Origin of the sequence: Streptomyces sp. NPDC016640 (assembly GCF_043076215.1) — a bacterium.
Lineage (GTDB): Bacteria > Actinomycetota > Actinomycetes > Streptomycetales > Streptomycetaceae > Streptomyces.
Genome location: NZ_JBIBRG010000022.1, coordinates 54,009 through 74,157 on the forward strand (window position 1 = coordinate 54,009; position 20,149 = coordinate 74,157).

The 20,149-nt window shown below is 73.6% G+C and carries 17 protein-coding genes and 1 pseudogene; 13 read left to right on the plus strand and 5 right to left on the minus strand.

The features are described from left to right. Positions 1–72 precede the first annotated feature (72 nt). The 3 genes from ACF07S_RS31880 to ACF07S_RS31890 all read left to right on the plus strand — a co-directional run bounded on the left by ACF07S_RS31880 (position 73) and on the right by ACF07S_RS31890 (position 1,725). Positions 73–486, plus strand: coding sequence for an SsgA family sporulation/cell division regulator (locus ACF07S_RS31880; protein ID WP_391966877.1), 414 nt, complete (start codon positions 73–75; stop codon positions 484–486). 148 nt (positions 487–634) lie between these two features. Then, the gene (locus tag ACF07S_RS31885; RefSeq protein WP_391966876.1) at positions 635–958 is read left to right on the plus strand and encodes a plasmid stabilization protein; all 324 of its coding nucleotides are present in this window, start codon (positions 635–637) and stop codon (positions 956–958) included. 74 nt (positions 959–1,032) lie between these two features. Then, positions 1,033–1,725 (plus strand): endonuclease V, encoded by a 693-nt coding sequence (locus ACF07S_RS31890; protein WP_391966875.1) that lies wholly within the window; start codon positions 1,033–1,035, stop codon positions 1,723–1,725. Between the two features lie 6 nt (positions 1,726–1,731). Here ACF07S_RS31890 and ACF07S_RS31895 read toward each other — a convergent pair whose 3' ends face one another. Together ACF07S_RS31895 and ACF07S_RS31900 are read right to left on the minus strand one after the other, a co-directional pair. Further along, complete coding sequence (locus ACF07S_RS31895; RefSeq protein ID WP_391966874.1) at positions 1,732–1,923, minus strand: hypothetical protein; 192 nt, start codon at positions 1,921–1,923, stop codon at positions 1,732–1,734. 350 nt (positions 1,924–2,273) lie between these two features. Then, entirely contained in the window at positions 2,274–3,479 is a 1,206-nt protein-coding gene (locus tag ACF07S_RS31900) for an MFS transporter (RefSeq protein WP_391975764.1), read from the minus strand. 218 nt (positions 3,480–3,697) lie between these two features. Here ACF07S_RS31900 and ACF07S_RS31905 point away from each other — a divergent pair, with 218 nt between their 5' ends. Next, entirely contained in the window at positions 3,698–3,838 is a 141-nt protein-coding gene (locus tag ACF07S_RS31905) for a hypothetical protein (protein ID WP_391975765.1), read from the plus strand. A gap of 204 nt (positions 3,839–4,042) precedes the next feature. Next, a complete protein-coding gene (mmpA, locus tag ACF07S_RS31910) occupies positions 4,043–4,189 on the plus strand; it encodes a morphogenic membrane protein MmpA (RefSeq protein WP_391966872.1) in 147 nt (48 codons plus the stop codon). A gap of 25 nt (positions 4,190–4,214) precedes the next feature. Here the strand turns inward: mmpA and ACF07S_RS31915 are convergent, their stop codons facing one another. After that, positions 4,215–5,393, minus strand: coding sequence for a saccharopine dehydrogenase family protein (locus ACF07S_RS31915; RefSeq protein WP_391966871.1), 1,179 nt, complete (start codon positions 5,391–5,393; stop codon positions 4,215–4,217). A 238-nt stretch (positions 5,394–5,631) separates the two neighbouring features. Here ACF07S_RS31915 and ACF07S_RS31920 point away from each other — a divergent pair, with 238 nt between their 5' ends. Genes ACF07S_RS31920 through ACF07S_RS31930 form a run of 3 tightly spaced genes read left to right on the plus strand, consistent with a single transcriptional unit; the run spans position 5,632 to position 10,227 of the window. Continuing rightward, positions 5,632–6,777, plus strand: coding sequence for a CaiB/BaiF CoA transferase family protein (locus ACF07S_RS31920; RefSeq protein WP_391966870.1), 1,146 nt, complete (start codon positions 5,632–5,634; stop codon positions 6,775–6,777). Between the two features lie 11 nt (positions 6,778–6,788). Then, entirely contained in the window at positions 6,789–8,003 is a 1,215-nt protein-coding gene (locus ACF07S_RS31925; RefSeq protein ID WP_391966869.1) for an acetyl-CoA C-acetyltransferase, read from the plus strand. 46 nt (positions 8,004–8,049) lie between these two features. Next, entirely contained in the window at positions 8,050–10,227 is a 2,178-nt protein-coding gene (locus ACF07S_RS31930; protein WP_391975766.1) for a 3-hydroxyacyl-CoA dehydrogenase NAD-binding domain-containing protein, read from the plus strand. Between the two features lie 15 nt (positions 10,228–10,242). On the opposite strand, the gene ACF07S_RS31935 is transcribed toward ACF07S_RS31930, so the two are convergent. Then, on the minus strand, positions 10,243–10,968 hold the full coding sequence (locus ACF07S_RS31935; RefSeq protein ID WP_391975767.1) for a MerR family transcriptional regulator: 726 nt from the start codon (positions 10,966–10,968) through the stop codon (positions 10,243–10,245). Positions 10,969–11,195: 227 nt separating this feature from the next. On the opposite strand from ACF07S_RS31935, the gene ACF07S_RS31940 reads away from it, so the two are divergent. The 3 genes from ACF07S_RS31940 to ACF07S_RS31950 all read left to right on the plus strand — a co-directional run bounded on the left by ACF07S_RS31940 (position 11,196) and on the right by ACF07S_RS31950 (position 16,854). Continuing rightward, entirely contained in the window at positions 11,196–12,671 is a 1,476-nt protein-coding gene (locus tag ACF07S_RS31940; protein WP_391966866.1) for an amino acid permease, read from the plus strand. A 334-nt stretch (positions 12,672–13,005) separates the two neighbouring features. Next, positions 13,006–14,961 carry a Xaa-Pro dipeptidyl-peptidase gene (locus ACF07S_RS31945; RefSeq protein ID WP_391966865.1) on the plus strand — a complete coding sequence of 652 codons (1,956 nt, stop codon included), beginning with the start codon at positions 13,006–13,008 and terminating at the stop codon, positions 14,959–14,961. Positions 14,962–15,177: 216 nt separating this feature from the next. Continuing rightward, on the plus strand, positions 15,178–16,854 hold the full coding sequence (locus ACF07S_RS31950; protein WP_391975774.1) for a BCCT family transporter: 1,677 nt from the start codon (positions 15,178–15,180) through the stop codon (positions 16,852–16,854). Positions 16,855–16,906: 52 nt separating this feature from the next. Here ACF07S_RS31950 and ACF07S_RS31955 read toward each other — a convergent pair whose 3' ends face one another. Then, on the minus strand, positions 16,907–17,863 hold the full coding sequence (locus ACF07S_RS31955; protein WP_391966864.1) for an FAD-dependent oxidoreductase: 957 nt from the start codon (positions 17,861–17,863) through the stop codon (positions 16,907–16,909). Positions 17,864–17,945: 82 nt separating this feature from the next. On the opposite strand from ACF07S_RS31955, the pseudogene ACF07S_RS31960 reads away from it, so the two are divergent. Beyond that, positions 17,946–18,273, plus strand: a pseudogene (locus ACF07S_RS31960) (oxidoreductase); the annotation flags it as partial. A gap of 116 nt (positions 18,274–18,389) precedes the next feature. Then, the gene (locus tag ACF07S_RS31965) at positions 18,390–20,030 is read left to right on the plus strand and encodes an ABC-F family ATP-binding cassette domain-containing protein (RefSeq protein WP_391975768.1); all 1,641 of its coding nucleotides are present in this window, start codon (positions 18,390–18,392) and stop codon (positions 20,028–20,030) included. Positions 20,031–20,149: the final 119 nt, after the last annotated feature.

Here is a 20,149-nt window from a genome sequence, read left to right on the forward strand (position 1 = left end):
TCTTTTCCGGTAGTCCGCCGGTCCACCCGATCGTCAGGGAAGCCCGTCCAGCCGTCACGAGGGAGCAAGGCGTTGTCCACCGTCATCGAGCAGCCCGTAGAGGCCCGCCTCGTCGCCGCCGCGCCGCGGATGGCGAGCATTCCCGCCACGCTGCGCTACGACCGCGACGACCCGTTCGCCGTCCGCATGACCTTCCCCGCGCCGGCCACCCTGGAGGGTGTCGAGGTCTGCTGGACCTTCGCCCGCGAACTGCTCGCCACGGGTCTGCTGGGCCCCGAGGGCCACGGCGACGTGCGGGTGCGGCCGTACGGTTACGACCGCACCGTGCTGGAGTTCCACGCCCCCGAGGGAACCGCCGTCGTGCATGTCCGCTCGGGCGAGCTGCGCCGGTTCCTGGAGGCCACCGGCGAACTGGTGCCGGCCGGTCTGGAACACCTCCGGCTCGACCTCGACCACGATCTCGCGGAGCTGATGCGGGACGCCTGAACGGCCGGACCGGCGCCGCCCTCCGGCAGCCACCGGACGGGCCCGGCCACCGCCCGTCCGCCCGCCCGGATCACCGACGCGTGCGGTGTGCCCTGTCCGCTGCCGGCGCGGGTACCCGTTCGCTGTACGCGAGAGGAAGTGAGCGGACATGCCACGCGGTTCCAGCCCCGAACGGGAGCGTCAGTACGAGCACATCAAGGAGAGCGCGGAGGACCGGGGCGAGAGCACCGGACGCGCCGAGGAGATCGCCGCCCGCACGGTGAACAAGGAGCGCGCCCGGGCCGGCGAGTCCAGGACGGCGAGCCGCACCTCGACCCGGGACATGTCGTCCGGCAGGCGCGGCGGCCTGCGGTCCGGCAAGGGATCCCAGGGGCCCACGTACGACCAGCTGTACGAGGAGGCCAGGAAGCGCGGTGTCGAGGGCCGTTCGAGCATGAACAAGAGCCAGCTGCAGCGGGCGCTCGGCAAGTGAACCGGCTCCGTGCGGAGGGGACCGTACGCGCCCCCTCCGCGCGGAACACGCGCACCCCGTAGGCTCGGGGCACCATGACGACCGTGAGCACACCCGCCGACTGGCCCGTGACCGAGGAAGAGGCCCGCGCCGTCCAGGACGTGCTGCGCACGCGCGTGGTGCTGGACGAGGCGGGCCCCCGGCCGGGCACCGGCCGTGTCACCGGAGTCGACGTGGCGTACGACGACGAGCGGGACGTCGTAGCCGCCGCGGCCGTCGTCCTGGACGCGGCGACCCTCGACGTCGTCGCCGAGGCCACCGCCGTCGGCCGGATCTCCTTCCCGTACGTGCCCGGACTGCTTGCCTTCCGCGAGATCCCCACCGTCCGCGCCGCCCTGGACGCCCTGCCGTGCCCGCCCGGCCTGGTGGTCTGCGACGGCTACGGCCTCGCCCACCCCCGCCGGTTCGGCCTGGCCAGCCACCTCGGCGTGCTCACCGGCCTGCCCACGATCGGCGTCGCCAAGAACCCCTTCACCTTCACCCACGAGGAACCGGACACCCCGCGCGGCAGCACGGCACCCCTGCTCTCCGGGAGCGAGGAGGTCGGCCGGGCCCTGCGCACCAGGGACGCCGTCAAGCCGGTGTTCGTCTCGGTCGGCCACCGCGTGAGCCTGGACAACGCCTGCGCCCACGTCCTCGCGCTGGCCCCCGCGTACCGCCTCCCGGAGACCACCCGCAGGGCGGACGCCCTGTGCCGCCGGGCCCTCGGCGAGGCCGCGGCCCGCTAGGTCCGCCTAGGACGCGTCCTCGACGCTCCACCGGCCCACCTCGCGGTACTCCGAGTCGTGGACGGCCGACCCGTCCCCGGGCACCAGCGCGTAGTGACGCAGGTTCCCGCCCCAGTACCGCAGGATCCGGCCCAGCTCTCCCGCGGGATCCTTCGCCAACGCTTCGCCGTCCATGGTGACTTCGAGAAGAAATCGCATGCCTTCAAGTGTTTCATTGAACTCCCCTTTGGCACTTGGAAGCCCTTCCTCGCAGCCCGGCCTCGCCAAGGGGAGACCGAAGTCTCAACTGGGGGCGAGTGCGCGGCGGGGCGCGCCGGTGCCGGGCTCGTCCTTCGACCTCTGGGGAACCTCCGGGGCCGTCGCGCCCGAGGAGGCTCTCGGGCCGCCCGGTCGTCTTCCCGACGCCGAAGCGGGCCGCGGGACGGCGACGTCCGGAGCCGGGGGGCCGTCCCGTCCCGGGTGCCGAGGACCCGGGGGCGGCAGCGGGCGAATCGCCTCGCTTCCGGGATCACGGCCGAGGCGGCGGAGGCATCGGGCCGCGGCGCGGTTCACGCCGACGGAACAGCCGACGCCCTGGCGTCCGCACGCTGGTCCAGGTCCAGCCGGGACTGCCCGGCCAGGAGGATGAGGACGCTCGAGGCGAGCCCCAGGACGCCGCACGCCGCCGCCCAGGTGAGACCTCGGTGCTCCAGGACCAGTCCGACGACGGCGGACCCCAGCGCCGAGCCCGAGGCCACCAGCGTCACCAGCCAGGCGAAGGCCTCGGTGACGGTACCGGTCGGGGCGAGCTCTCCGACCAGGACGAAGGAGACGGTCAGCAGCGGTGCGAGGAACAGCCCGGTCAGCAGCATCAGACAGGCCATGAACGGTGGCGCGGGCAACAGGCACAGGAGCGCGTAGCCCAGCGCCAGGCCGACGGCCAGCAGCAGAGTCCGCCGCGCGGGTGGCACGGGCCAGCGGCGCACGGCACCGTAGAGGAGTCCTCCGGCCAGAGCGCCGAGGGCGTTCAGGGACAGGAGCGTCGGGGCGCCCCCGGGCAGCGGGTGCTCCTCCGCGTAGGACACGACGACGACATTGAGCGTGCCGATGGCCACGCCCACCCCGGTGAGGCTGGTCAGCAGCACGACGAGACTGCGGCTGCGCATCGGGCCGAGCCAGTCGGCCCGGCGGGCAGGGGCCCGCCAGGCCCGGGCGGGAGCCGCGGTGGCGACGACGAGGACCCCCGCGAGTCCCAGCAGTGAGGCGGCCCACAGGGCTCCTGCGGGTGAGGCGACGGAGACGCAACCGGCGACGATCAACGGTCCGCCCACGAAGATCAGTTGCTGGGAGGCGGAGTCCAGTGCGTAGGCCGACTCCAGCTTCCCGGCGTCGACGACATCCGGCCACAGCGCCCGCAGGCAGGGCTCCAGCGGCGGGGTCGCCGCCCCCGCCAGGGCTGCACCGGCCACGACGCCGGCCCGGTGATCGAGGGCCACCGCGACCACCAGGAACCCGCAGCCCGCCAGCACGGCTGTCCCCAGCAGTACCAGGGGCTGGCCGACACGGTCCACGAGGCGGCCGAGCAAGGGCCCTGCCACAGCCGCCGCGACGGCGAACGCCCCGACGGCAAGCCCGATGAACCCGTACGGCGCGCCTGCGTCGCGCAGGGCCAGGGGGATCGCGACGGCGGCCATCGCGCTCGGCAGCCGCCCGACGAGGGTGCCCGCCAGCAACCGGGCCGCGTAGGGATTGCGCAGCAGGCTCACATAACTCATGGGGCGCCCTCGCCGCCGACGGAAACCGGAGGATCATCGGTCGAACGCACATGCAGCGAGGCCGGGCTGAGCATGTTCGGCACGAAACGCTCCTGTCGGTGCAAGGCGGCGGGTGAGGCGATGGCCGTGTACGAGCGGTTGGCACGAAAGGTTATACGTAACACTGTCCTCCGCAAGCCGTTTCGAGCCAACCTGCGCGCCCCGCGCACGCCACGCGGATGAGCGGGACGACGGCAGGGGTGCTCTCCGCCAGCCGGTCCGACGCCCTGGCGGCGATGCCGCGCGGGGCAACCGTGGAGCCGTCGGAGCAGGTGCGGACGGACCTGGTGATACGGCGGTCCGCCCGCCCCGCCGGATGACGGTCGACGCCGGACTCTCCCCGACGTCCTGCTGGAGGAGTCACCGAAGTCACCGTGATGGACCCGCCGAAGTCACCGCGGAGGACCCACCGAAGTCACCGCGAGGGATCCGCCGGTGTCCCTGAGTACCCCGCCGAGGGCCGAGGAACGAACTGAGTACCCGCGCGGATGCCGGGCCGCGTCCGCCCCGGCAGGCTGACGGGCATGACAACGCGCCGCGCACCCCGATCCGTTGCCGCCGACGGCCGGCCCGTCGGGCGGGCCGTGACCGTCGGGCTCGCCCTCGCCGTACTGGCCGGGCTGGGCTGGATCGCCGGGATGGTCTGCACGCTGGCCGCGTGGCCGCTGTAGGGCGGCCTCCGGCCGGCCCCCGCCGTCAGCGGGTCGCGGCGACGCGGAAGCGGAGCCCCGCCGCGCGCAGCCGTTCGATCAGCGCGTCGCCCATCGCCACCGCTGTCGTGACCTGCCCCGCCGTCGGCGGGAGGTCGTCGAAGGCGAGGCAGAGGGCCCCCTCGGCCAGCATCTTCGCCGTCTCGTCGTAGCCGGGGTCGCCGCCCGCGACCTCCGCGTACACCCGCCGTCCGCCGCCCTCGCCGACGAAGCGGACGCTGAACCAGCTCCGGGCGCGCTTCTCGGGGCTCGGCCCGTCGCCGGGCACGAGCCGGCCGGCGAGCCGGCGCCGCAGCGGTGGGAGCTGGGCGGCCGCGACCAGGGCGCCCACGGCCGCGACCCCGCCCACCGCCACCGGGAGACGGCGGACGGCCGCGTAGTGCCGGTAGCGGAAGTCGGGGCCGTACCGGTCGAGTGCCCTGGCCGAGCGGCGCACGATCTGCGCGTCGACGGTCGGCAGGGGCAGGGCCCAGGCGCCGACCTCCGGCGCGTAGCGCGGCGCGCCCGCCGGGGCCGACACCCGGCGGCCCACCAGCCTCGGTTCGTGGCGCCGGCGGTCCAGGGCCGCCGCGCGGAGCTGCCGGTGCCGGGCGAACTGGTTCAGTGCCGAGGCGAAGGTGCCGCCCGAGAAGGCGGCGTCGGCGGTCACGAAACCGTCCACGGTCAGCGGCACCCCCTCCGGCAGCCGCCGCACGGTGAAGTACGCGCCCAGGTCGTGCGGCACCGAGTCGAAACCGCAGGCGTGCACCAGCCGGGCCCCGGTCTCCCGCGCGCGTGCGTCATGACGGACGTACATCAGGTCCACGAACTCGGGCTCACCCGTCAGGTCGACGTAGTCGGTGCCGGTGTCCGCGCAGGCGGCGACGAGTCCCTCGCCGTACTCCATGTAGGGGCCCACGGTGGTGGCCACCACGCGCGCGTGCTCGGCGAGGGCGCGCAGCGAGGCCGGGTCGGACACGTCCGCCCGCAGCAGCCCGACCTCCGCGCCGCCGGGCAGCCGTTCCCGCAGCCGCTCCAGCTTCTCCGTGCTGCGGCCGGCGATCGCCCAGCGCAGCCCGTCGGGGCCATGGGCGGCGAGATACTCCGCGGTCAGCGTCCCGGCGAAGCCGGTCGCCCCGAAGAGCACGATGTCGTACGGACGGTCCGTCCTGTTCAGCCTGCTCATGACACCCCTTGGTCGTGCAGCCGCGCCGCTGTCGGAGGCCGAGGCTAGCGTGCGGGACGCGGGACCCGGCGGCGAGCCCGGGCGACGCCGGATACGGCAAGCGCGGCGGATGCGGGCGCAACCGGACACCGCCCCGTACAGTGGCTAAGCGCTTGCTCGCCCGCCCCTTGTGCGGGGTGGAACGCGTTCTTAGCATCGCGGGTGTTACATCAGTGGTGTCACAGCCGTTGGGGGCTCGATGACGGAGGCGAAGGCGCCGGGACACGGTCCGCTCACCGGTGTGCGCGTGATCGAGCTGGCCGGGATCGGACCGGGCCCGTTCGCCGCGATGCTCCTGGCCGACCTGGGCGCCGACGTCGTCCGCGTGGACCGCCCGGGCGGCCCCGGCCTCGGGATCGACCCCGCCCGCGACGTCACCAACCGCAACAAGCGCTCGGTGATCGTCGACCTGAAGGCCCCCGGCGGGGCAGCGCGCGTCCTCGACCTCGCCGGACGCGCCGACGTCCTGATCGAGGGCTACCGCCCCGGTGTCGCCGAGCGCCTCGGCGTCGGCCCGGGGGAGTGCCACGCCCGCAACCCGCGCCTGGTCTACGGCCGGATGACCGGCTGGGGCCAGGACGGCCCCCTCGCCGACCGCGCGGGCCACGACATCGCCTACATCGCCCTCACCGGCACCCTCGGCATGATCGGCGACCCGGACCGGCCCCCGGCCGTCCCCGCCAACCTCCTCGGCGACTACGCGGGCGGCTCCCTCTACCTCGTCGTCGGCGTCCTCGCCGCCCTGCACCACGCGCGCGCGACCGGCGCCGGGCAGGTCGTCGACGCCGCCGTCGTGGACGGCACCGCCCACCTCTCGGCGATGATCCACGGCATGCTCGCCGCCGGCGGCTGGCAGGACCGGCGCGGCGCCAACCTCCTCGACGGCGGCTGCCCGTACTACGGCACCTACGAGACCGCCGACGGCCGGCACATGGCGGTCGGCGCGCTGGAACCGCGGTTCTACGCCGAGTTCCTGCGCCTGCTCGGCATCGAGGACCAGGCAGCCGCCCACGCGGACGTCACCCGGTGGCCGGAACTGCGCGAACAGGTCGCCGCCCGCTTCAGGTCCCGCACCCGCGACGCGTGGACGGCCGTCTTCGAGGACTCCGACGCCTGCGTGGCGCCCGTACTGACCCTGCGCGAGGCCCCGCACCACCCGCACCTCGCCGCCCGCTCCACCTTCACCGACCACGGCGGCATCACCCAGCCCGCACCGGCACCCCGGTTCTCCGCCACCCCCACCACCGTCCGCACCGGGCCCGCCCGGCCGGGCGCCGGCACCGAGGACGTGGCCCGCGACTGGGACGTGCCCCGACTGCTGCCACCACCCCCGCACCCTCAGTGAAAGGCCCCCTCGTGAGCACCGAAGCGTATGTGTACGACGCGATCCGCACCCCGCGCGGGCGCGGCAAGGCCGGCGGCGCCCTGCACGGGACCAAGCCCATCGACCTGGTCGTCGGGCTCATCCACGAGATCCGCGACCGGTTCCCGGACCTGGACCCGGCCGCCGTCGACGACATCGTGCTCGGCGTCGTCGGACCCGTCGGCGACCAGGGCTCCGACATCGCCCGCATCGCCGCCATCGCCGCCGGACTGCCCGACACGGTGGCGGGCGTGCAGGAGAACCGCTTCTGTGCCTCCGGTCTGGAGGCCGTCAACCTGGCCGCCGCCAAGGTCCGTTCCGGCTGGGAGGACCTGGTGCTCGCGGGCGGCGTGGAGTCGATGTCCCGGGTGCCGATGGCCTCGGACGGCGGCGCCTGGTTCAACGACCCGATGACCAACCTCGCCGTCGGCTTCGTGCCGCAGGGCATCGGCGCCGACCTGATCGCGACCGTCGAGGGCTTCTCCCGGCGCGACGTCGACGAGTACGCGGCGCTGTCCCAGGAGCGCGCCGCCACCGCCTGGAAGGAGAACCGCTTCGAGCGGTCCGTCGTCCCGGTGAGGGACCGCAGCGGCCTCACCGTCCTCGACCACGACGAGCACATGCGCCCGGGCACCACCGCCGACTCGCTGGCCGGGCTGAAGCCGTCCTTCGCGGACATCGGCGAGCTGGGCGGCTTCGACGCGGTGGCGCTGCAGAAGTACCACTGGGTCGAGAGGATCGACCACGTCCACCACGCGGGCAACTCCTCCGGCATCGTGGACGGCGCGGCCCTCGTCGCCATCGGCTCCAAGGAGGTCGGCGAGCGCCACGGGCTCACCCCGCGCGCCCGGATCGTCTCCGCCGCCGTGTCCGGCTCCGAGCCCACCATCATGCTCACCGGGCCCGCCCCCGCCACCCGCAAGGCCCTCGCCCGGGCCGGTCTGACCATCGACGACATCGACCTCGTCGAGATCAACGAGGCGTTCGCGGCGGTCGTGCTGCGCTTCGTGAAGGACATGGGCCTGTCCCTGGACAAGGTCAACGTCAACGGCGGCGCCATCGCGCTCGGCCACCCGCTCGGCGCCACCGGCGCGATGATCCTGGGCACCCTCGTCGACGAACTGGAGCGCCGGGACAAGCGCTACGGCCTCGCCACGCTGTGCGTGGGCGGCGGCATGGGCATCGCCACCATCGTCGAACGCCTCTGAATCCCGGCGCCCGCAAGCACTTCCACGAAGACCCGGAGACCTCCTCATGACCGAGAGCACCACGATCCGCTGGGAACAGGACGACACCGGCGTCGTCACCCTCGTCCTCGACGACCCGAACCAGTCCGCGAACACCATGAACCAGGCGTTCCGCGACTCCCTCGCCGTGATCACCGACCGCCTGGAGGCCGAGAAGGACTCCATCAGGGGGGTCATCCTGACGTCCGCGAAGAAGACCTTCTTCGCCGGCGGCGACCTGCGCGACCTGATCCGGGTCACCCCCGGGACGGCGCAGGACCTGTTCGACGGCGGCATGGCGATCAAGCGGCAGCTGCGCCGCGTCGAGACCCTCGGCAAGCCGGTCGTCGCGGCGATCAACGGCGCGGCGCTCGGCGGCGGTTACGAACTCGCCCTGGCCTGCCACCACCGGATCGCCCTCGACGCCCCCGGCTCCAGGATCGGCTGCCCCGAGGTCACCCTCGGCCTGCTCCCCGGAGGCGGCGGTGTCGTCCGCACCGTCCGCCTGCTCGGCATCGCCGACGCCCTGCTGAAGGTCCTCCTCCAGGGCACCCGGTACAGCCCCCGGCGGGCCCTGGACAACGGCCTCGTCGACGAGGTGGCCGACACGCCGGAGGAACTCCTCGCCAGGGCCCGCGCGTTCATCGACGCCCACCCCGAGTCCGCCCAGCCCTGGGACAGGCCGGGCTACCGCATCCCGGGCGGCACCCCCTCCCACCCCAAGTTCGCGGCCAACCTGCCGGCCTTCCCGGCCACCCTGCGCAAGCAGACCAACGGCGCCCCCTACCCGGCTCCGCGGAACATCCTCGCCGCCGCCGTCGAGGGCGCCCAGGTCGACTTCGACACCGCCCAGGCCATCGAAGCCCGGTACTTCGTCGAACTGGCCGCCGGACAGACGTCGAAGAACATGATCCAGGCCTTCTTCTTCGACCTCCAGGCCGTCAACTCCGGCGCCAACCGCCCCCGGGGGACCGAGCAGCGCACGGTCCGCAGGGTCGCCGTCCTCGGCGCCGGGATGATGGGCGCCGGCATCGCCTACGCGTGCGCCCGCGCGGGGATCGACGTCGTCCTCAAGGACGTCTCCCCGGAGGCGGCCGCCCAGGGCAAGGGCCACTCCGAGAAGCTGTGCGCCAAGGCCGTCTCCAGGGGCCGCACCACCCGGGAGAAGGCCGACGCGCTGCTCGCCCGGATCACACCCACCGCCGAGGCGGCCGACCTCGCCGGCTGCGACGCGGTCATCGAGGCCGTCTTCGAGGACACCTCGCTGAAGCACAAGGTCTTCCAGGAGATCCAGGACGTTGTCGCCCCCGACGCGCTGCTGTGCTCCAACACCTCCACGCTGCCCATCACCGCCCTCGCCGAAGGAGTCCGGCGGCAGGGCGACTTCATCGGCCTGCACTTCTTCTCGCCCGTCGACAGGATGCCGCTCGTCGAGATCATCAGGGGCGAGCGCACCGGGGACGAGGCACTGGCCCGCGCCTTCGACCTGGTCCGGCAGATCGGCAAGACCCCGATCGTCGTCAACGACTCGCGGGGCTTCTTCACCTCCCGGGTCATCGGCCACTTCATCAACGAGGGCGTCGCGATGGTCGGCGAGGGCATCGAGCCCGCGTCGGTGGAGCAGGCCGCCGCCCAGGCCGGCTACCCGGCCAAGGTGCTCTCCCTGATGGACGAGCTGACGCTCACCCTGCCCCGCAGGATCCGGAGCGAGTCCAAGCGGGCGGTGGAGGAGGCGGGCGGCACCTGGACCGCGCACCCGGCCGAGGCCGTCATCGACCGCATGGTCGACGAGTTCGGCCGTACCGGCCGCAGCGGCGGCGCCGGCTTCTACGAGTACGGCGAGGACGGCGGGCGCGGCGCCCTGTGGCCGGGGCTGCGCGAGCACTTCACCCGGCCCGGGTACCGGATCCCGTTCCGCGACATGCAGGAACGCATGCTGTTCGCCGAGGCGCTGGACACCGTGCGGCTGCTGGAGGAGGGCGTGCTGACGTCCGTGGCCGACGCCAACATCGGCTCGATCCTCGGCATCGGCTTCCCCGGCTGGACCGGGGGCGTGCTGCAGTACGCCAACGGCTACGAGGGCGGCCTGCCCGGGTTCGTCGCGCGCGCGCGTGAACTCGCCGAGCGCTACGGCGAGCGCTTCGCCCCGCCGGCACTGCTGGTGGAGAAGGCGGAGAAGGGCGAGGTCTTCACGGACGCGCGCTGACGCGGCGGGGGAGGCTCACTCCTCGTGGCCGGGCCACTCCCGCAGCTCCTCCTTCAGGGACCGCTGGAAGGTGGTGGGCAGCGCCTGCACCACGAGCGGATGCACAGGGGCGGACAGGGACCGCACGTCCCGCGCGTGCCGCTCCGCCACCGCGTCGCGCAGCAGCCGTGACAGCTCGTGGGCGGCGGCGCGGGAGTGCTCGATGAGCGCGGTGCGGGCGGCGAGGACCGTCTCGTGCGACGGCGGGACGTCCAGCAGTTCGACGCCGAGCCCCAGCAGCCCGGCGTCCGGGCGGTAGCGGTCGCCGTCGCGCCGGACGACGTCCATCGCCGCCGGCCGCTCGACCTCCTCGTCGGCCAGCGGCCGGCCCGCCCGGCGGTCCGGTTCCGCACGCGTCACCGTCTCGGTCCTCTCCGGTGCCCAGGAGGCCACCACGGCCCGCTGGATCGCCGGCTCCCGCACGCTCGGGCCGGCGGGCAGCCGCCCCGGGTACCGCTCGACGGCGGCCGGCGTCATGCCCTGGCGCTGCAGCTCCTCGATCAGCGCCGGCCGGGCCAGATGCTCCCGCCCGTAGTGACCGACCCGCCGCGGTCCGGTCGCCGGGGGCGGGAGCAGGCCCTTGGTGCCGTAGAAGCGGACCGTGCGCACCGTGACGCCGGCCCGGGCCGCCGGCTCGTCGATCGTGAGCGCCGGCTCCTCGCCCTCCCGCCGCCCCCGGGGCCCCTCGGTCTCGGTCGTCATGTGCAGCAGTACCGCTGTACCACCGGTGCTGTTACACCATCGTCCGCCACCGGCGGGGCCGTGTGACATGTCGCGCGGTGTGATCTTTGCCATCGCATGGGGGGCGTGGGTTTGGAAAGGTGCCCCCTTGGTCTGTGCCCCGATCCGCCTGATCCGAGCGCGCCGGCCGAGGCAATCCGGACACCCGGGCGCGAGCCGCCCGTGCGCACCAGAGAGTGGAACCACGCGTGAGCAAGGACGCCGTCACCACGGCAACGGCCGCAGAACCCACCGCGGCGGCCCCGACGCCCGCGGACGCGGGCGACGCCGGCTACAGCAAGGACCTCAAGGCCCGCCACGTCAACATGATCGCCATCGGCGGCGCGATCGGCACCGGACTCTTCCTGGGCGCCGGAGGACGTCTGCGCGACGCCGGCCCGGCGCTCGCGCTGGCCTACCTGGTCTGCGGCGTCTTCGCGTTCTTCGTCGTGCGGGCCCTGGGCGAACTGGTCCTCTACCGGCCGTCGTCCGGCTCCTTCGTGTCGTACGCGCGTGAGTTCCTCGGCGAGAAGGGCGCCTACGTCGCCGGCTGGATGTACTTCCTGAACTGGTCGACGACCGGCATCGCCGACATCACGGCGATCGCGCTCTACACGCACTACTGGAGCATGTTCACCGACATCCCGCAGTGGGTGCTCGCGCTGATCGCCCTCGCCGTCGTCCTGGCGGTGAACCTGATCTCGGTGAAGATCTTCGGCGAGATGGAGTTCTGGTTCGCGATCGTCAAGGTCGCCACCCTGGTCGCCTTCATGCTCGTCGGCATCTTCCTGCTGGCCACCCAGCACGAGGTGGGCGGCGGCACCCCCGGCCTGAACATGATCACCGACAACGGCGGCGTCCTCCCGCACGGCGTGATGCCCGTCGTCCTCGTCATGCAGGGCGTGATCTTCGCGTACGCGGCGCTGGAACTGGTCGGGGTGGCCGCGGGCGAGACCGCCGAACCGCAGAAGGTCGTCCCCCGCGCGGTGAACTCCATCATGTGGCGCGTCGGCCTCTTCTACGTCGGCTCCGTCGTCCTGCTCGCCCTCCTGCTGCCCGGCTCGATGTACTCGGCGGGCGAGAGCCCCTTCGTCACCGTCCTGTCGAAGATCGGCGTCCCGGCGGCCGGCGACGTGATGAACCTCGTCGTCCTCACCGCCGCGATGTCGTCCCTCAACTCCGGCCTGTACTCCACCGGCCGCATCCTGCGCTCCATGGCCATGGCGGGCTCCGCCCCGGCGTTCACCGCCCGCATGAACCGCAGCCAGGTGCCCTACGGCGGCATCCTGCTGACCTGCGGGGTGTGCGTGCTCGGCGTCGGCCTGAACTTCCTCGTCCCGAGCCAGGCCTTCGAGATCGTGCTGAACGTCGCCTCGCTCGGCATCATCAGCACCTGGGTCATCATCATGATCTGCCATCTGGTCTTCGTCCGCCGCGCCCGCGCCGGCCTGGTCACCCGCCCGTCCTTCCGCCTCCCCGGCAGCCCGGTCACCGAGATCGTCACCATCGCCTTCCTGGTGTCCGTCCTCGGCCTCATGTGGAACGACCCCGAGGTGGGACGCAGGACCCTGCTGCTCGTCCCGGTGATCGCGGCGATGCTGGTCGCGGGCTGGTACGGCGTCCGCCGCCGGGTCGAGCGGACCGCCGGCCGCGCCGCGGGCGGACCGGCCGGCTCCGCGAAGTAGCGGCCCGGAGCACCGGCGCCGCCGCCTGCGGCGGCGCCGTGCCGGGGAACGCACACGTCCCGGACGACGCCACCGTTTTGCCGGTGAGGGGCGTCAGGACCACCGCCCCCGTCCCCGCGGGCGGCCGGTGGTCCGTACCGAGCCCCTCGCCACCGGCCGCCCGCCCCGGCGGGGCATACCGGTGACGGTGCACGACCACGGGAACCGAACCGCGGGGCGGGACTTCGTCCCGGCCGCCACGCGATCGCGACCCGCGCACCCCGGGCCGCGCCGGCACCTACGGCCCGTCAGATGCGCCCTTCTGCACACCAGTTCACCGGTGTACCGTCCGCGCATGCCGAAACGCACGCGCTTCACGCCCTGGCGGCCGCTCGCGACGGCGGCCGCCGCCGCCCTGACGGCCACCCTCCTCGCTCCCGCCGCGGCACACGCCGCGCCGCGCGAGAGCCGGCCCGTCCACTCCTACGACGACGCCGTCCGCGAGGCGGTCTGGGTGGACACCGGACTCGACGAGGACCGGGACGGAACGAGCGACCGGGTCGCCGTCGACATCGTCCGGCCCCGCGAACCCGCCCGGCAGGGCCGCGAGGTCCCCGTCATCATGGACGCCAGCCCGTACTACTCCTGCTGCGGGCGCGGCAACGAGAGCCAGAAGAAGACCTACGACGCCGACGGCGACATCGTGGGGATGCCGCTGTTCTACGACAACTACTTCGTGCCGCGCGGTTACGCCGTCGTCGGCGTCGACCTGGCCGGCACCAACCGCTCCGACGGCTGCGTGGACGTGGGCGGCCGCTCCGACGTCCAGTCCGCCAAGGCCGTCGTCGACTGGCTCAACGGCCGCGGCCGGGCCTACACCACCCGCACCGGCGGCGAACGCGCCGAGGCCGACTGGACCAACGGCCGCACCGGCATGATCGGCAAGAGCTGGGACGGCACCATAGCCAACGGCGTCGCCGCGACCGGCGTCGAGGGCCTGGAGACCATCGTCCCGATCGCCGCCATCTCCTCCTGGTACGACTACTACTTCAGCCAGGGCGCCCCGCTGTACGACTCAGGCCCCGACTGGCTGTCGGACTACGTCGAGAGCCCCGACGCCCGCGCCCGGTGCGCCACCGTCCAGCGTGAGCTGGCCGAAGGCGCCCCGCGCACCGGCGACCTGACACCGCTGTGGACCGAACGCGACTACGTGCGCGCCGCGAAGAAGGTGAAGGCCAGCGTCTTCCTGGTACACGGCATGCAGGACCTCAACGTGCGCATGCGGCATGTCGGGCCCTGGTGGGACGCCCTGGCGAAGAACGGCGTCCAGCGCAAGATCTGGCTCTCCCAGACCGGCCACGTCGACCCCTTCGACTTCCGCCGCGCCGACTGGGTCGACACCCTGCACCGCTGGTTCGACCACGAACTCCTCGGCCTCGACAACGGCATCGACCGCGAGCCCATGGCCGACATCGAACGCGCTCCCGACCAGTGGGTCACCGCACCGGCCTGGCCGCCGCGCGGCACCGGCACCGCGACCCTGCGCCCCGCCCGGGGCACCGAGCCCGGCGTCGGCACCCTCGGCCTGCGCCAGGGCGGCGGCACCGAGACCTTCACCGACGACCCGCGGCTGAGCGAGACCGACTGGGCCGCCCGGGCCGACACCCCGACCCCGGACAAGGCGGGCTTCGTCACCGGGCCGCTCACCCGCGACCTGCGGTTGTCCGGCGCCTCCCGGGTCACCGTCACCGCGTCCGCCGGCACCCCGACGGCCCACCTCTCCGCCGTCCTGGTGGACCTCGGCCCCGACACCATCCGTGACTACGCCGACGACGGCGAGGGCATCACCACCCTCACCGACCGCACCTGCTGGGGCCCCAGCACGGCCGGGGACAGCTCCTGCTACAAGGAGACCGCCGCCAGGACCACCGACGTCGACCACACGATCGTCAGCCGCGGCTGGGCCGACCTCGGCCACCACGCCGGCGACGGCCGGGGCGAACCGCTCACCCCGGGCGAGCGGTACACCATCACCCTCGACCTGGCGGCCACCGACCACGTCGTCCCCGAGGGGCACCGCCTGGCACTGATCGTCGCCGGCACCGACCGGGGACTGATCGACCCCCCCGCCGACACCCCGGCCCTCACCCTCGACCTGGCCCGCACCTTCGCGCAGGTCCCCTTCGTCGGCGGCACGGCGGCGTTCGCCCGCGCCACCGCGGGCTCGCGCACCACGGCCCCGGCCACCGTCCTGGACGGCGTACGCCGTCCCGACCCCACCGCCCACCGCGTACCGGGGGAGACCCGGTGAAACGGCCCCGGACGGTTCGTGCGGTCGTCGCCCACGCGACGGGCGGGCCGCACACCACCTGGTAGGGGGAACCCCAGACGTCGCGCCGACGAGGTGAGTTTTGCGCCAAAGGTGGTAGGGGCCTGACGGGAGGAGTGCTCTCCCTTACGGCTCTGACGAAAGGTGCCGCCTGTGGCGCAGGAACAGCACAGCGACAAGGACCATACGGCAGGCCCGTTGCCGGGCTCGGAAGCGGGCCTGCCCGGCCGGGACCGCCCCCGGACCGACCGGGTGGTGTTCGGCGTCACGGCCGTGCTCACTCTGGCGTTCGTGCTGTGGGGTGCCGTCGGGACCGACTCGCTGCAGGACGTCTCCACCAGCATGCTCGGCGGGCTGATGCACAACGGCGGCTGGGCGTTCATGCTGGCCGCCTCCGGCTTCGTCGTCTTCGCCCTCTGGCTCGCGGCCAGCCGCTACGGCCGGATCCACCTCGGCGCCGAGGGCGAGGAACCGGAGTTCCGCACCGTCTCGTGGGTCGCGATGATGTTCAGCGCGGGCATGGGCATCGGCCTGATGTTCTACGGCGTGAGCGAGCCGCTGGGGCACTACACCACGCCTCCGCCGGGGACGGATCCGGCCGACTCCGGGGACCGCATGGAAACGGCCATGGCGACCACCCTCTTCCACTGGACGCTCCACCCCTGGGCGATCTACGCCGTGGTGGGCCTCGCCATCGCCTACAACACCTTCCGCAAGCGCCGCCGGCAGACCATCAGCGCCGTCTTCACCCCGCTGATCGGGTCGCGGAACGCCAACGGCATCGGGGGCCGGGTCATCGACATGCTCGCCATCGTCGCGACCGTCTTCGGCTCGGCGGCCTCGCTGGGCCTGGGTGCGCTGCAGATCGGCTCCGGTGTGCGGGAGCTGGGCTGGATGGACGAGGTGAGCACGGGGCTGCTGGTCGGCATCATCGCCGTGCTGACGGTCGCGTTCGTCGCCTCCGCGGTCTCGGGCGTGGAGAAGGGCATCCAGTGGCTGTCCAACACCAACATGGTGCTGGCGCTGGTCCTGGCCCTGTTCGTGTTCGTGGCCGGCCCCACGATCGTCGTCCTCGACCTGCTGCCCACCTCCGTCTTCTCCTACCTGGGCGATCTGCCCCAGCTGGCCGGGCGCACGGAGACCAGCGGCGGCGAGGGCGTCGCGGACTGGCTGGGCAGCTGGACCGTCTTCTACTGGGCGTGGTGGATCTCCTGGACGCCGTTCGTCGGCATGTTCATCGCCCGCATCAGCCGGGGCCGCACGATCCGTCAGTTCATCGGCGGCGTCATCCTGGTGCCCAGCACCGTCAGCCTGGTCTGGTTCGCGATCTTCGGCGGTTCCGCGATGAAGCTGCACGAACAGGGACGGCTCGGTGACGAGTCCACGCCGGAGGGCCGGCTCTTCGCCGTGCTGAGGGAGTTCCCCGTCGCCACGGCCGCGAGCCTGCTGGTGATGATCCTCATCGGCATCTTCTTCGTCTCGGGCGCCGACGCCGCCTCGGTCGTCATGGGCACCCTCTCGCAGAAGGGCGCGCTCGAACCGGGCCGCCTGGTCGTGATCTTCTGGGGTGTGGTCACCGGCGCCGTGGCGGCGATCATGCTGCTGGTCGGCAGCGGACAGGGCGACGCGCTGACCGGCCTGCAGAACATCACCATCCTCGCGGCGGCGCCGTTCGTCGTCGTGATGGTCTTCATGTGCGTGGCCCTCATGCGGGACCTGCGCAGCGACCCGGTCATCGTGCGCAACGAGATGGGCACCGAGGCGGTGGAACTCGCCGTCATCGAGGGCCACAAGAAGTACGACGGCGAATTCGAGCTCCGCATCGGTCCCGGCCGCGGCCCGGACGTAGAGGGCGACCCCATCGGCAAGCACTGACGACCGGCCCCGGGCGCGCGCGGCACCCGCGCGCGCCCGGCCGCCGCGCGGTTCAACGGGCGGTGGCCAGCGCCGCCGCCTCCTCCGCGCAGCCCCAGGCGACCGTGACGCCCGCACCGCCGTGGCCGTAGTTGTGGACCAGCAGCCGGCCGCCGGGCAGCGGGACGCGTTGCAGCCGGACCGTGTCACGGGCGGGACGCAGACCCACCCGGTGGTCCAGGACACGCGCGCCGGCGATCTCCGGCCGCAGGGCCGCGCACCTGCGCACGATCGCCTCCGCCACCGCCGGGTCCGGCTCCGTGGACCAGGCGTCCTCCTCCGCCGTGCCGCCCAGGACCAGACGCCCCGGCTGCGGGAAGAAGTACGCCAGGGCGCCGTCGGCACCCGTGGAGACCATCCACGTACGGATCCCGGGGTTCTCCACGACCACCAACTGCCCGCGCACCGGCCGCACCGACGCGTCCGGCACCAGCTCCCGCGCCCCCAGACCCGCGCAGTTGACCACGACCGGCGCACGCAACCCCGCCAGGTCCGTCACCGTACGGCTCTCGACCACCCCGCCCGCCGCCAGCAACCGCTCCCGCAGCCACGGCAGATGGGCCGGCATGTCGATGAGCGGGAGCCGGGCCCACACGCCCGGACCGGCGGGATACTCCCCGGCCGTGGCCCGGCGCAACCCCGGCAGCCGGGCGGCGGCCCACGCGGCGACCTCCTCCGGCGCCGTTTCGCCCAGTACCCCTTCGGCCATCCGTACGCCGGTGGTCTCCGGCCGCGCCGCCAGCTCCTCGTAGACCTCCAGTGACCGCAGCGCCCAGGCGCGCGCCGCCGCCACCGGCTCGATCCGGTACGGCCACCACAGGGCGCCCGCGACCGCCGAGGTGGTCCGCCCGACCGGGTCCCGCGTCCACAGCCGTACCCGTACGCCGCGTTCGGCGAGGACCACGGCCGTCGTCAGCCCGACGACTCCACCGCCGATCACCAGGACATCGCAGTCCAGTTCGGTTTCCATCGGGGGACGGTAGCGGAACGCGTCATGCCGTGCTCGGATCCGTCCCGCGGTGGGAACACTCACGGCATGTCAGCCGAGTACGCGACCTTCGGCCTGGCACACCGACGTCCACGGTGACCTGGAACTCAACGGCTACCACGGGATGGGCCCGTTCCGTTCCCGCGGCCCCGAGTACCGCGCCGCGCTCGCCTCCCTGCCGGACGGCGCCCCCGGGCACCCGCCGCCGGGTCCTGCCGATCGGCGCCCGCGTCGCCCTGCTCGCCCGGCTCGCCGCGGCCCTGCGCACCGTCGGCATCGGCGCCGACATCGCCCAGGACGCCGACGGTGTCCCCGCCGGCGAACTGCGCGCCCACGACGCCGTGGTCTTCGGCCGGCCGGCCGGCGCCGCGTCCTCCTCGACGCGAAGGCGGTGAGGGGTGAGGCGTTCGTCGTGGCGCGCACCGCGGGCACGGTGCTGGTGGCGGCCGTGACCCGGTGAGACACGGGACGCGTGCGAGGAGCCGCGGCCATTAGGATCGGCGGTCTGATGACTGCCACCCTCGTCGCCAAGAACCTCGCCGCCGGTCACGCGGACCGCTCCCTGTTCAGCGCCCTCGACCTGGTCGTCGCCCCGGGCGACGTGATCGGCCTGGTCGGTGCGAACGGCGCGGGCAAGTCCACGCTGCTGCGCCTCCTCGCCGGACTCACCACCCCCGAGCAGGGCGAGCTGCGGCTCTCCCCGCCGACCGCGACCGTCGGACACCTCCCGCAGGAGCCGGAGCGCCGCCCCGGTGAGACCGTGCGGGCGTTCCTGGCCCGCCGCACCGGCGTCGCCGAGGCCCAGCGGGCCATGGACGAGGCGACCTGGGCCCTGGCCGACGGCGCGCCGGGCGCGGACGACGCGTACTCCACCGCCCTGGAGCGGTGGCTGTCCCTCGGCGGCGCCGACCTCGACGAGCGCGCCGAGGAGGCCGCCGACTCGCTCGGACTGGCCGTCGGCCTGGACCAGCCGATGACGGCGCTCTCCGGCGGCCAGGCGGCCCGCGCCGGACTGGCCTCCCTCCTCCTCTCCCGCTACGACGTCTTCCTGCTCGACGAGCCGACCAACGACCTCGACCTGGACGGCCTGGAGCGCCTCGAACGCTTCGTCGGCGGACTGCGCGCCGGGACCGTCGTCGTCAGCCACGACCGCGAGTTCCTCACCCGCACCGTCACCAAGGTCCTCGAACTCGACCTCGCCCAGCGGCAGGTCAACCTCTACGGCGGCGGCTACGCGGCCTACCTGGAGGAGCGGGAGGTGACCCGCAGGCACGCCCGTGACGAGTACGACGAGTACGCCGGCAAGAAGGCCGCGCTCCAGGACCGGGCGCAGACGCAGCGCTCGTGGATGGACAAGGGAGTGAAGAACGCGCGCCGCAAGGCCGGCGACGACAACGACAAGATCGGCCGCAAGTTCCGCAGCGAGGCCAGCGAGAAGCAGGCCGCCAAGGCGCGTCAGACGCAGCGCATGATCGAACGCCTCGAGGTGGTCGAGGAGCCGCGCAAGGAGTGGGAGCTGCGCATGGAGATCGCGGCGGCCCCGCGCTCCGGCGCGGTCGTGGCCACCCTGCGGGACGCCGAGGTCCGGCGCGGCGACTTCGTGCTGGGACCGGTCTCCCTGCAGATCGACTGGGCCGACCGGGTGGCCGTCACGGGCGCGAACGGCGCCGGCAAGTCCACCCTGCTGGGCGCCCTGCTGGGCCGTGTCCCGCTCGACGCGGGGCATGCCGCCCTCGGCTCGGGCGTGCTGCTCGGTGAGGTCGACCAGGCCCGCGCGCTGTTCCACGGCCCCGAGACCCTGCTCGACGCCTTCCGCCCCGCGCTCCCCGGCGCGGAACCGGCCGACATCCGCACCCTGCTGGCCAAGTTCGGCCTCAGGGCCGACCACGTGACGCGTCCCGCGGCCACCCTCTCCCCGGGGGAACGCACCCGCGCCGCCCTCGCCCTGCTGCAGGGCCGCGGCGTCAACCTCCTGGTGCTGGACGAGCCGACCAACCACCTCGACCTGCCCGCCATCGAGCAGCTGGAGGCGGCCCTCGACGCCTACGAGGGCACGCTCCTGCTGGTCACCCACGACCGGCGCATGCTCGACGCGGTCCACGTCACCCGCCGCCTGGAGGTGGCCGACGGCAAGGTGACCGAGCACTGACGGGGCCTCGGCCGCCGGGCGGGCCGCCGGAAGTCCGTCAGCGGGTTGCCGGCCCCGGACCCCGCGTCGCCGCGGAGCCACCGGAGGCGTACCGCACCGTCCCCGTCCGTCCTCGCCCG

What these genes read in the sequence shown, in the direction of transcription:
- ACF07S_RS31900 (WP_391975764.1), bottom strand. Translation starts at nt 3,479, where the DNA reads ATGAGTTATGTGAGCCTGCTGCGCAATCCCTACGCGGCCCGGTTGCTG.
- ACF07S_RS31905 (WP_391975765.1), top strand. Translation starts at nt 3,698, where the DNA reads ATGAGCGGGACGACGGCAGGGGTGCTCTCCGCCAGCCGGTCCGACGCC.
- mmpA (WP_391966872.1), top strand. Translation starts at nt 4,043, where the DNA reads ATGACAACGCGCCGCGCACCCCGATCCGTTGCCGCCGACGGCCGGCCC.
- ACF07S_RS31930 (WP_391975766.1), top strand. Translation starts at nt 8,050, where the DNA reads ATGACCGAGAGCACCACGATCCGCTGGGAACAGGACGACACCGGCGTC.
- ACF07S_RS31890 (WP_391966875.1), top strand. Translation starts at nt 1,033, where the DNA reads ATGACGACCGTGAGCACACCCGCCGACTGGCCCGTGACCGAGGAAGAG.
- ACF07S_RS31915 (WP_391966871.1), bottom strand. Translation starts at nt 5,393, where the DNA reads ATGAGCAGGCTGAACAGGACGGACCGTCCGTACGACATCGTGCTCTTC.
- ACF07S_RS31965 (WP_391975768.1), top strand. Translation starts at nt 18,390, where the DNA reads ATGACTGCCACCCTCGTCGCCAAGAACCTCGCCGCCGGTCACGCGGAC.
- ACF07S_RS31935 (WP_391975767.1), bottom strand. Translation starts at nt 10,968, where the DNA reads ATGACGACCGAGACCGAGGGGCCCCGGGGGCGGCGGGAGGGCGAGGAG.
- ACF07S_RS31945 (WP_391966865.1), top strand. Translation starts at nt 13,006, where the DNA reads ATGCCGAAACGCACGCGCTTCACGCCCTGGCGGCCGCTCGCGACGGCG.
- ACF07S_RS31920 (WP_391966870.1), top strand. Translation starts at nt 5,632, where the DNA reads ATGACGGAGGCGAAGGCGCCGGGACACGGTCCGCTCACCGGTGTGCGC.
- ACF07S_RS31895 (WP_391966874.1), bottom strand. Translation starts at nt 1,923, where the DNA reads ATGCGATTTCTTCTCGAAGTCACCATGGACGGCGAAGCGTTGGCGAAG.
- ACF07S_RS31885 (WP_391966876.1), top strand. Translation starts at nt 635, where the DNA reads ATGCCACGCGGTTCCAGCCCCGAACGGGAGCGTCAGTACGAGCACATC.
- ACF07S_RS31955 (WP_391966864.1), bottom strand. Translation starts at nt 17,863, where the DNA reads ATGGAAACCGAACTGGACTGCGATGTCCTGGTGATCGGCGGTGGAGTC.